Here is a 254-nt window from a genome sequence, read left to right on the forward strand (position 1 = left end):
ATGCCCAGATTTTTTATCCGTGGATTTCTGTAGCCACAACAGCTGCAGGTCTGACTGCTCGGATACATCGTTGGTACTCTGTGAATTTCATTTCCATACCAGCCAGCTTTATATTCCAGCATTTCAAAAAATTTTGCCCAGGAAACACTCGCTATCGATTTTGACAGTTTATGATTCCGGATCATCCCCTTAACATTCAGATCTTCAATACAGATGGTTTGGTTTTCACGCACCAGCATCGTTGACTGTTTCTG

1 protein-coding gene is annotated in these 254 nt (G+C 42.1%); it reads right to left on the minus strand.

Annotated elements, in window-relative coordinates:
• A partial coding sequence (locus tag GPK88_RS18550) for a zinc ribbon domain-containing protein (protein ID WP_215708132.1) occupies positions 1–254 on the minus strand: 254 nt, incomplete at both ends.

Origin of the sequence: Blautia sp. MCC269 (assembly GCF_018785655.1) — a bacterium.
In the GTDB taxonomy this organism is placed as follows: Bacteria; Bacillota; Clostridia; order Lachnospirales; family Lachnospiraceae; genus Blautia_A.